The sequence below is a fragment of the Ignavibacteria bacterium genome, assembly GCA_025612375.1.
Taxonomy (GTDB): domain Bacteria; phylum Bacteroidota; class Ignavibacteria; order Ignavibacteriales; family SURF-24; genus JAAXKN01.
The window spans coordinates 59,128-68,434 of sequence record JAAXKN010000025.1 but is presented as its reverse complement, the minus strand read 5'-3'; the positions used below and the strand labels follow the sequence as shown (position 1 = coordinate 68,434).

The window sequence follows — 9,307 nt, the reverse complement described above, 5'->3', positions numbered from 1 at the left end:
AATCGCTCCATAAAAATTTACGATTACACTTGATTTTTAACATAACAGCCACGACCTTTAGGTCGTGGGGAACGGAATAAAAATATTCGGGGCTTTAGCCCAAGAAACTTTAGAAAAGATTATACGACAACGTGAGGCTCGTTTTCATCTGCCTTTGTGACCTTGTCTGCTTGTCATAGGATGCGTTTACACCAAAATAAATGTTGTTCTCCAGGTAAAAAAGGAAAGACAAATTTACAGAATTACTCACCAATGCCGTCTGCCCCTGAGGCTTGAATACCCCGAAACGGTAGCCCGTAAGGAGATTTATGCGGTTACTGAGTTCGTATATGAAATCAAACCCCGTATTTACAGTTACTTCCTTTGCAAATGAAGAATCAATCGGCGTAAAGACACCGGCATCAAGATTAAGCTGTGTCTTCCAACTGAAAGGATACGAATATCTGCCGTTTATGGTAAGGTTTGGCGATCCGGCAGGGGATTTATTTGGTTTGGTTATTGTGAAAAGTGCCCCGGCAGAAACATCCCATCCGTAAAATCTCTGGTTTACGCGTTCATTAATCCCGAATAATACCTGCCTCATCCTGAGAATTCCAATGGAGCCGATGTTCGAACCTCTTAAAAGTCCCGAGGCCTGTATCTCTTTTTCTATGTCTGCAAACCACTGTGTCTCGTATACTTCGGCGCCGTAGAGGTTAATATACTCATTCTCGCGTTCAATAATGTTTGCGATGTTTATTATTATCCCTTTCTGAAGATGACCCGAAATAACGTTGTCCTTTATCAGGTGTTCTTCAATCCTGACAGCCTTTGCCAGGGCTGTGGCATTGATGTAGCGTCCGTAGCCGGCCCCGACAGTCATATTGGATGCAACCTGTGCAAAATCCTTTGAGCCTTCAACTGAAAACCCGGAAAATGCAAACCAGTCTTCCTTATCCCATATGTACTTCCGAATATTGCCGTCAACAATAATGTCGTAGGTTTTCCTTCCGTCATCGTTTCCGCCCGAGGCATCCACGTTGAAAAACCAGGCAAAAGGGAGTGAAGTATAAAACTTCCTGAAAATAAGGTTGGCTGAAGCCGTATTGCTGTAAACGCTGTCGCCTACCTGCGACCAGTTCCAGAATCCGTTTGCCCTGAATGTTGTGGCTTCACTTACGGCTACCTTGTAATCTGAAACACTTACGTTCTGCGAATAAACCAGGGAAGCAGTTATCAAAACAATAAAAATAAGATGAATCGCTCTCACCTTGACCCCGTCTTGATAGGAATTATTACATGGAAATAACAAAAATTATATTAAAATAGCAATCTGAGCCAACAGGCCGGAATTAAATTACTGACTTAAGTCAATTTATATTTATTATTAACTTGACAATTTAGCTATAAAATGATAATTTAATTCAGAACAATTTGTCTGAATATGACTGTAATATTTTCAAAAAAATGCGAATACGGACTACAGGCCGTGCTTTACCTGGCTGCAAATATGCAGGAGGATGTTGTAAGGGTTGACGTAATTGCCAAAGAACTCAATATCCCGAAGGAATTTGTCTCCAAGATACTCCAGAGCTTAAGAGAGCACGGAATAATTGAATCCAAAAAGGGGAAAACAGGGGGCTTTGCACTTGCTAAGGACCCATCTCAGATCAGGCTCATTGAAATTGTGGAGGCAATAGACGGACTCGGCATTTTCAACAGCTGTGTGCTGGGATTTCCGAACTGTAACCCTGAACATCCATGCCCGGTTCATGACAAGTGGGGAAAACTCAGAACTGAAGCTTACAAGATGCTTAGCGAGGAAACCCTGGATAAATTCAAGGAACGCACCCTGGACAAAATTAGAAGCATAGGGACCTCAACAGAAACTATTTAATGATTGAAAAATTGGCGTCTGACGTCGGAGCTTGGGCGTCGGACTCTTTTTTTAGATATAAATCGGATAAAAAATTCTGAAAATAAAATTTAACAATAAGGGCAAACACAAAATGAGCGAAATAATCAATAACAGGCAGGAAAGGCTGGCACTTCTTAAGTCGATGATACTTAAGATCAATAGCGGTGAAACTCCGGAAGCGGTAAAACAGGAAATCTCCTCTCTCTTAAAGGAAGTCCCTTACGAAGACGTAGTTACAGTTGAGCAGGAACTCTTTAGTGAGGGTGTCGACCGAGACAATATGCTGGAGCTTTGCGATTTGCATTCAGACGCCCTGAAGGGAATAATAGACCTGAGCTCTTCAAGAAAAGAACCCTCGGGCCACCCTGTGCACACTTTCAAAAGGGAAAACCAGGCCTTAAGAAGGGAAATCTCATTTATAAGGAAAATATTTACTGAGATTAACGCCATGGATGATGAGGCCGCAGCAGGCGGACTGTTCTTGAAGCTCCACACACATTTTAATAACCTTATGGATGTGGATAAGCACTACTTAAGAAAAGAAAATCTTTTGTTCCCGTTCCTCGAGAAGTACAAGATTACAGGGCCCTCAACCGTCATGTGGGGAAAAGATGATGAAGCCCGCACACTTCTTAAAAACGCCCTTACAGTTCTGCCTGAGTCACACAATATCACTTCAGGCGACGGAAAAGCTGTTATTGAAATTTCACTTGCCCCGGCCGCAGCTGCCGTAGAGGAGATGATTTATAAGGAAGAACAGATCCTTTTTCCTATGGCAATGGATACTCTGAAGGAAGAGGAATGGTTTGAAGTCATGCGCCAGAGCGATGAAATAGGCTACTGCCTCTTTGCTCCCGTAGACGAGTGGAAGCCCGCGGCAATGGAAAACTCAAATTCTGAATTTAACCAGCTGAAAGGAAAGGTTAATCTTCCAACCGGATCATTTACTCTAAAGGAACTTACGGCAATGCTCGACACTTTTCCTTTTGACGTGACATTTGTGGATAAAGATGATTTCGTTCGGTTCTTTTCGCACGGAAAGGAAAGAATTTTTCAGAGAAATAAAGCTATACTTGGGCGCAAGGTCCAGTTCTGCCATCCGCCATCGAGCCTGTCCGTTGTGGAAAAAATCCTGGATGACTTGCGTCAGGGGCGCCAGGAGAAGGCTGAATTCTGGATCAATATGCGCGGAAGGTTTATCTTTATTTCCTACTATGCCGTGCGCTCGGAAACTAATGAATACCTGGGAACTCTTGAAGTTACTCAGGACCTCACCAGGTTAAGACAACTTGAAGGTGAAAGAAGAATACTTTCTTATGATGAAAATACAGAAACGGAGAAAAACTAAATGTACAAGGAAAATATTGACCTCGCAATAACACCTGATACCAAAGTCGGGGAACTGCTGGATAATTTCCCATTCCTGGAGTCAGTCCTAATTGAACTGGCTCCTGTTTTTACAAAACTCAAAAGCCCTGTTCTAAGAAAAACCATAGCTAAGGTAACCAGCCTGCGCCAGGCTGCAACTGTGGGACAGATACCGATTTCAAAACTGATAAACGAACTCAGACGGGCTGCCGGCGTGGATTCAGACAGTGACTTTGAAGGGGAAAGCTGGAAGCTGAATGCACCCAAGATTGAAGAGGAAATCAACCCCTCAGTAGTCTATGATGCCGCACAGGATCTTGAAGACGGCGTTCATCCGGGCGCTAAGGTGGCCCAAGGCGTAAGCAAGTTAAATTCCGGGGAAATTTACCTCCTTATTACCCCCTTTACTCCGGCACCTTTAATCGATAAAATGAAAGAAAAGGGGCACACCGTGTGGTCGAAGAAAACAGGCAGCAGCAGGTTCGAAACTTATATTAAAAAATGTTAACACAGGGAAAGAAAGAGGGTTAAGAAAAATGAAACCGGTAGTTACAAGAGAACATGGATCATGGGCAGTACTGTTCGTACCTGTCCTTACAGGCATAACGGCCTCGCACAGGCTGAGTATTTCTGTTGTTCTCTTTTTTATAAGCATTTTCTTCCTTTTTATGAGCTACACCCCGGCCGAAGTGATGCTGCAGCACTGCTACAAAAAAATGCCGAAGACAGATAAGCTTAAAAATGCGCGCTTCTGGTTTGCGGTTTATTTTTCCTTAAGCCTCCTTTCAGGGCTTCCCCTGATTGTTTTTTCCAGGAAATACGGCCTCCTGATCTTTGCCGCTTCGGCCATAGTATTTTTTATTTTAAGCCTCTACATAATGTTCCGCTTTAAGAAAAACGTGTGGAGCGACTTTCTTGCAATGGCAGGCCTTACTCTAAGCGCTCCTGCAGTAGTATACCTGAATGAAAATAGTTTTACTTCACAAAGCCTGATACTTTATCTTCTGAATGTGCTCTTCTTCGGCTCAAGTGCCTTTTATGTGCATATGAAGATGAAGCTCTCTTCATTAAAGAAAAGTAATATCACACTTCAGGAAAAGCTGTCCATAGGCCGCCTGAACCTGCTGTACCATGCTATAGCTGTAATTCTTCTCGTCACCTTTACGCTGGAGTTTCCCTCAAAACTGCTGATAGCTATGGCTTACACTCCCATGCTTCTGCATGCAATAGCCGGCACTTTCAAACTCCCGCTGAAAGTGAGCTACAAAAAAATAGGCATGACATTTTTAGCATACTCTCTGGTGTTTCTTTTATTGGTGTCCTTAAGCGGGTATTAATATTACGTAGTTACAGTTAAATACAGAAAACTAAAAATTTACAAAGCGATGAAAAACAAGATCATTAAAAATACTGAAAAGCCGGTGCAGAAATACAGGTTCTTAATTCAGAGCCTCTTTGCGGCGCTGTGCATATGGATAGGCATAGAATTTTATCTGTTCACGGGGTATCTTGAATCAGGAGGAACCGGTTCATTTTACCAGAGGCCTCCGGGAGTAGAAGGTTTTCTGCCAATCAGCTCTATGATGAGCCTGTATTACACAATCATTACCGGCCACATTCATTATGCTCATCCGGCAGGCCTTTTCATTTTTCTGGGTATAGTTTTCGTATCGCTCGTGTTCGGTAAAGCGTTCTGCAGCTGGTTATGCCCGGTTGGTTTCATCTCGGAACTGGTCGGCGATTTTGGAGAAAAGATAACTCAAAAACTGTTTAAGAAAAAACTCCGTATGCCGAAATTTCTCGATTATCCTCTGCGCAGCTTAAAGTATCTGCTGCTGGGCTTTTTCGCTTACTCAATATTCTTTATCATGAGCGAAATTGCCATTAAGGCTTTCCTCGACAGCCCATATAATATAGTGGCGGATATCAAGATGTACTACTTCTTTGCAGACATATCACGATTCTCTTTAATAGTTATCGGATCACTCCTCGTGCTTTCTGTATTCATAAGGAATTTCTGGTGCCGCTACTTGTGTCCTTACGGTGCGCTTTTAGGTCTCCTGTCGTTCTTAAGCCCTCACAAGATAAAAAGAAACCCCGTTAGCTGTATCGACTGCGGCAAGTGCGCCAGGGTATGCCCGTCCGGAATTAAAGTAGATAAAGTTATAACGGTAATATCCGATGAATGCTCAAGCTGCCTTAGCTGCGTTGATGCATGCCCTGTAGCAGATACTCTGGAAGTGAAATCCCTTATTACAAAGCGCACGGTCCGGAAGAAGTATATAGCAGCAGCAATTGTTGCCGTCTTTATGATAGTTACAGCTGTGGGAATCTTAACCGGGCACTGGCAGAATAATATCTCAAAAGAGGAGTACCTCATGCTTTACCAGAATATGAATACCTACGGGCACCCAACAGGAGTAGATGAAACGCACAGATTTAATGAAGAGGCAGGCCACAACTATAACCAGGGACAGGGAAAATGACAGGAACTTTGACAAACCTGATGAAAGAGCATGAACGGGCACTAGTGCAGATGACCTTCCTGATTGATGCAGCCAGCAGAATCTATAAGCAGGGCTTTAGCAATGAGGATATGAATGTCATACGCGGTTCTGTAGATTACATTGCCGCTGACTTTCATAATCATTGTGAAAATGAGGAAAGAAAAATTTATCCCGGACTGAAAAGCTACGTCTCTGACTTCAGTCTTCAGTCCTTTAAAGATGAACACAGGCAGATAACGCAGTCTCTGGAATTGCTTAAACAGCTTATGCCGGGAGTAAATGAAAACCCGGCTTACGGAGGCCTTGCGCTGGAGTTAAAGACTAAAGCCAGGGAGTTTGCGCATCTTTTCTCAAATCATATTCAGAAAGAAAATGACTGCTTTTATCTGATGGCTAAAGACATCCTCCCGCAAAAAACCTTAACACAGATTTTTAAGAACTGGAAGCAAAAATGATGGAGGAAAAATAGCGATGAGGTCATTTGTAAATAAATCAGGAATTTTTATTGGTGTTGTTACTTTTGCTTTAACACTGTTTTCTGCCGGCTGCGGCGGAGGAGGATCTGAGGAGATACAGGGAGAGGAAAATGCAATCCTAACCGATGCTCCTTATGTTCCCCCGCAGATTACGAGGAATTACCCAACAAAGGTCATCGTTAATCTTGAAGTTAAGGAAGTAGTCTCCCGCCTTGCCGACGGGGTAACGTATAACAAATGGACCTTCGGCGGAAAAGTGCCGGGCAAGTTTATTAGAGTAAGAGAAGGTGACCTTGTTGAGTTTCACCTCCACAATCACCCGAGTTCGACGATGCTCCATAATATCGACCTTCATGCCGTTACAGGCCCCGGAGGAGGTGCTGAATCTTCAAATACGGCTCCCGGCCACACATCGGTCTTTTCTTTTAAGGCCATTAATCCGGGCCTTTACGTTTATCACTGCGCAACACCTCCCGTTGGTCTCCATATTGCAAACGGTATGTACGGCCTCATTCTCGTAGAGCCAAAAGAAGGCCTGCCGAAGGTCGATCGCGAGTACTATGTAATGCAGAGCGAGTTTTATACACAGGGAAATTTCGGTGACCCCGGCCTTCAGATGTTCGACATGCAGAAAGCTGTGGATGAAAATCCTTCTTATGTTGTCTTTAACGGAGAAGTCGGATCTCTTATAGGAGATAAGTCCCTTAGGGCTGACGCGGGGCAGACAGTGCGCCTTTTTATGGGCGACGGGGGTCCAAACCTGATCTCCTCATTCCACCTCATAGGTGAAATTTTTGATGAGGTCCATTTTCAGGGCGGGTCTCTTGTGACACAGAAAAACGTGGGCACAACGCTTATACCTGCAGGCGGGACTTCAATTCTGCAGTTCAAGGTTGATGTGCCCGGGACCTACACGCTTGTTGATCATTCCTACTTCAGGGCGCAGAGCAAGGGCTGCGTTGGCAAAATGGTTGTCTCGGGAGCGGAGAATAAAACAATCTACTCCGGCAAACAGTCAGATGAAATTTATCTCGGCTCGACTGCAAAAGAAGAAGGCAGCCTTCAGCAGGCTCCTGCTGGAACAACTCCTTCAGGCAATGTGCCTGTTTCAGGAAACCAGCCTTCAGCAGCTAATCAGTCTCAGGCGGCTCCTGAAGACATGAAAAGCCTAATGGCAATGGGGCAGCAGGTATTTACACAAAACTGCGTCTCCTGCCACCAGGCAAACGGACATGGAATTCCGAACGTATTTCCGCCCCTGGCAAAAAGCGACTTTCTTATGGCCGATAAGCAAAGGAGCATACGCGTTGCTATGCACGGCCTTACAGGTCCTGTAACCGTAAATGGAAAACAGTATAATAATACAATGCCTCAGCTAAGCCTGAGTGATCAGCAGATTGCGGCCGTACTGACTTACGTCCGCAACAGCTTTGGCAACAAGGGCGACGTGGTTACTGTAGATGAGGTAAAGAAAGTCAGAGGAAAGTAGGGATAATAAAATGCTGGCGTATTCGATGTTTAAGAATAAAATATTTTCCGGTGCAAGGATGTTTGCCGCAGTATCAGTTCTGCTCATTGCGGCAAATATGCTGACTGCAAAAGAAACGCCTTCGCCGCAAAAGACTTCTATGGTCCTCATCAAGGGAGGCAGGTACACTCCTTTCTGGAAAGACAGCAAGTCTTTAGTTCCGGTCCGCGTAAAACCTTTTTACATGGACCGCACCCCTGTTACAAACGGGGAGTTCCTGAAGTTTGTTAAGGCAAATCCTAAATGGCAGCGCTCAAAGGTAAAGAGGATTTTTGCCGGCCCGACTTACCTGCGGCACTGGAAGAGCGATCTTGAAATTGGGCCTGATGCAGATCCCAATAGCCCGGTTACAAATGTCTCATGGTTTGCTGCAAAGGCTTATGCTGAGTGGAAAGGAAAACGCCTCCCCTCAATTGCAGAATGGGAATTTGTCGCACTCTCGGGACAGAAGCCCGGCAATGAAAAGAAATTAAATCAGAAAATTCTTGAATGGTATCTTACTCCAAAGCCTGAACGCCCTTCGGATGTGGGACTTGGAAGGCCTGACCGCTACGGTGTCTATGACATGCACGGACTTGTCTTTGAATGGGTTGACGACTTTAACGGCATTCTTGCCGGAGGCCTTGGAGGAGATGGCGATGAATCAAATCTGTTCTGCGGGAGCGGCGTTGTAAACAGCAGTGACCCTGCAAATTACGCGGCCTTCCTGAGGTTCGCTTTCCGCAACGGGCTTAAGGCCAGTTACACGCTCTACGACCTGGGGTTCCGCTGTGTTAAAGATGCTAAGTAAATTTTGGAGAAAGAAATGAAAAAGACGCTGATAATTATTTTGCCTGCGGCTTTGCTTATTATTGCGCTGACAGGTTATTTTACGTTAAATAATTCCAGGCAGCTGGCCAGTTATGAGAAAGTTACTTCAGCCGTGGATTCTTCTAAAATAAATTCTGCCGTAAAGAAATCCGGAGAAAAAAAGTCCTGCTGCTCTGAAGATAAGGAAGAGGAAGCGGTAGGGGAGTTCACAGATAACTCGGTCTATCAGCTCGGCTCATCGTGGAGTAATGAGTTAAATAATAAAATTTTACTGGGAGATCTTAAGGGGCACAATGTCGTCCTGGCAATGATATTTGCAAGCTGCACGTATGCCTGCCCTTTAATTGTTAACGATATGAGAAAGGTTGAAGCCCAAATGCCTGAGAATGAAAAGACAAATGTAAAGTTTGTCCTCGTCTCAATAGATCCAGAGCGTGATTCTCCAAAAGCATTATTTGATTACAGCAGAAAGCAGAACCTAGACCTTTCGCGCTGGGAACTTCTGACCGGAAATAAAAATGATGTAAGAAGCCTTGCTGCCTTGCTCGGCTTTAAGTATAAGAAGAATGATAACGGTGATTACGTGCACAGTAACCTCATTAGCGTGCTTAACAAGGAAGGCGAGGTGGTCCTTCAGCACGAGGGATTAAATAAGGACGTGCAGGATATTGTAAGCAGGTTAAAAGCAATTAACTGACTCTTTTATTCTCAAATAAATAAT

The 9,307-nt window shown here is 44.2% G+C and carries 10 protein-coding genes; 9 read left to right on the top strand and 1 reads right to left on the bottom strand.

Features of this window, described 5'->3' with window-relative positions:
* Window positions 1-109: 109 nt before the first annotated feature.
* Complete coding sequence (locus HF312_14390) at window positions 110-1,249, bottom strand: hypothetical protein (GenBank protein ID MCU7521407.1); 1,140 nt, start codon at window positions 1,247-1,249, stop codon at window positions 110-112.
* Window positions 1,250-1,423: 174 nt separating this feature from the next.
* On the opposite strand from HF312_14390, the gene HF312_14385 reads away from it, so the two are divergent.
* The 9 genes from HF312_14385 (at window position 1,424) to HF312_14345 (ending at window position 9,283) form a co-directional block, all read left to right on the top strand.
* Window positions 1,424-1,876, top strand: coding sequence for an Rrf2 family transcriptional regulator (locus HF312_14385; GenBank protein ID MCU7521406.1), 453 nt, complete (start codon window positions 1,424-1,426; stop codon window positions 1,874-1,876).
* 112 nt (window positions 1,877-1,988) lie between these two features.
* Window positions 1,989-3,245 carry a DUF438 domain-containing protein gene (locus tag HF312_14380; protein MCU7521405.1) on the top strand — a complete coding sequence of 419 codons (1,257 nt, stop codon included), beginning with the start codon at window positions 1,989-1,991 and terminating at the stop codon, window positions 3,243-3,245.
* Window positions 3,246-3,773 (top strand): DUF1858 domain-containing protein, encoded by a 528-nt coding sequence (locus HF312_14375; protein ID MCU7521404.1) that lies wholly within the window; start codon window positions 3,246-3,248, stop codon window positions 3,771-3,773.
* A 28-nt stretch (window positions 3,774-3,801) separates the two neighbouring features.
* Window positions 3,802-4,602 (top strand): YwiC-like family protein, encoded by an 801-nt coding sequence (locus tag HF312_14370; protein MCU7521403.1) that lies wholly within the window; start codon window positions 3,802-3,804, stop codon window positions 4,600-4,602.
* Window positions 4,603-4,650: 48 nt separating this feature from the next.
* Window positions 4,651-5,751 carry a 4Fe-4S binding protein gene (locus HF312_14365; protein MCU7521402.1) on the top strand — a complete coding sequence of 367 codons (1,101 nt, stop codon included), beginning with the start codon at window positions 4,651-4,653 and terminating at the stop codon, window positions 5,749-5,751.
* On the top strand, window positions 5,748-6,227 hold the full coding sequence (locus HF312_14360) for a hemerythrin domain-containing protein (GenBank protein ID MCU7521401.1): 480 nt from the start codon (window positions 5,748-5,750) through the stop codon (window positions 6,225-6,227). Before HF312_14365 ends, HF312_14360 begins: the two co-directional genes overlap by 4 nt.
* 16 nt (window positions 6,228-6,243) lie before the next feature.
* Window positions 6,244-7,737 carry a nitrite reductase, copper-containing gene (gene nirK / locus HF312_14355; protein ID MCU7521400.1) on the top strand — a complete coding sequence of 498 codons (1,494 nt, stop codon included), beginning with the start codon at window positions 6,244-6,246 and terminating at the stop codon, window positions 7,735-7,737.
* Window positions 7,738-7,834: 97 nt separating this feature from the next.
* Entirely contained in the window at window positions 7,835-8,566 is a 732-nt protein-coding gene (locus HF312_14350) for a formylglycine-generating enzyme family protein (protein ID MCU7521399.1), read from the top strand.
* 15 nt (window positions 8,567-8,581) lie between these two features.
* Window positions 8,582-9,283 carry an SCO family protein gene (locus HF312_14345; protein MCU7521398.1) on the top strand — a complete coding sequence of 234 codons (702 nt, stop codon included), beginning with the start codon at window positions 8,582-8,584 and terminating at the stop codon, window positions 9,281-9,283.
* Window positions 9,284-9,307: the final 24 nt, after the last annotated feature.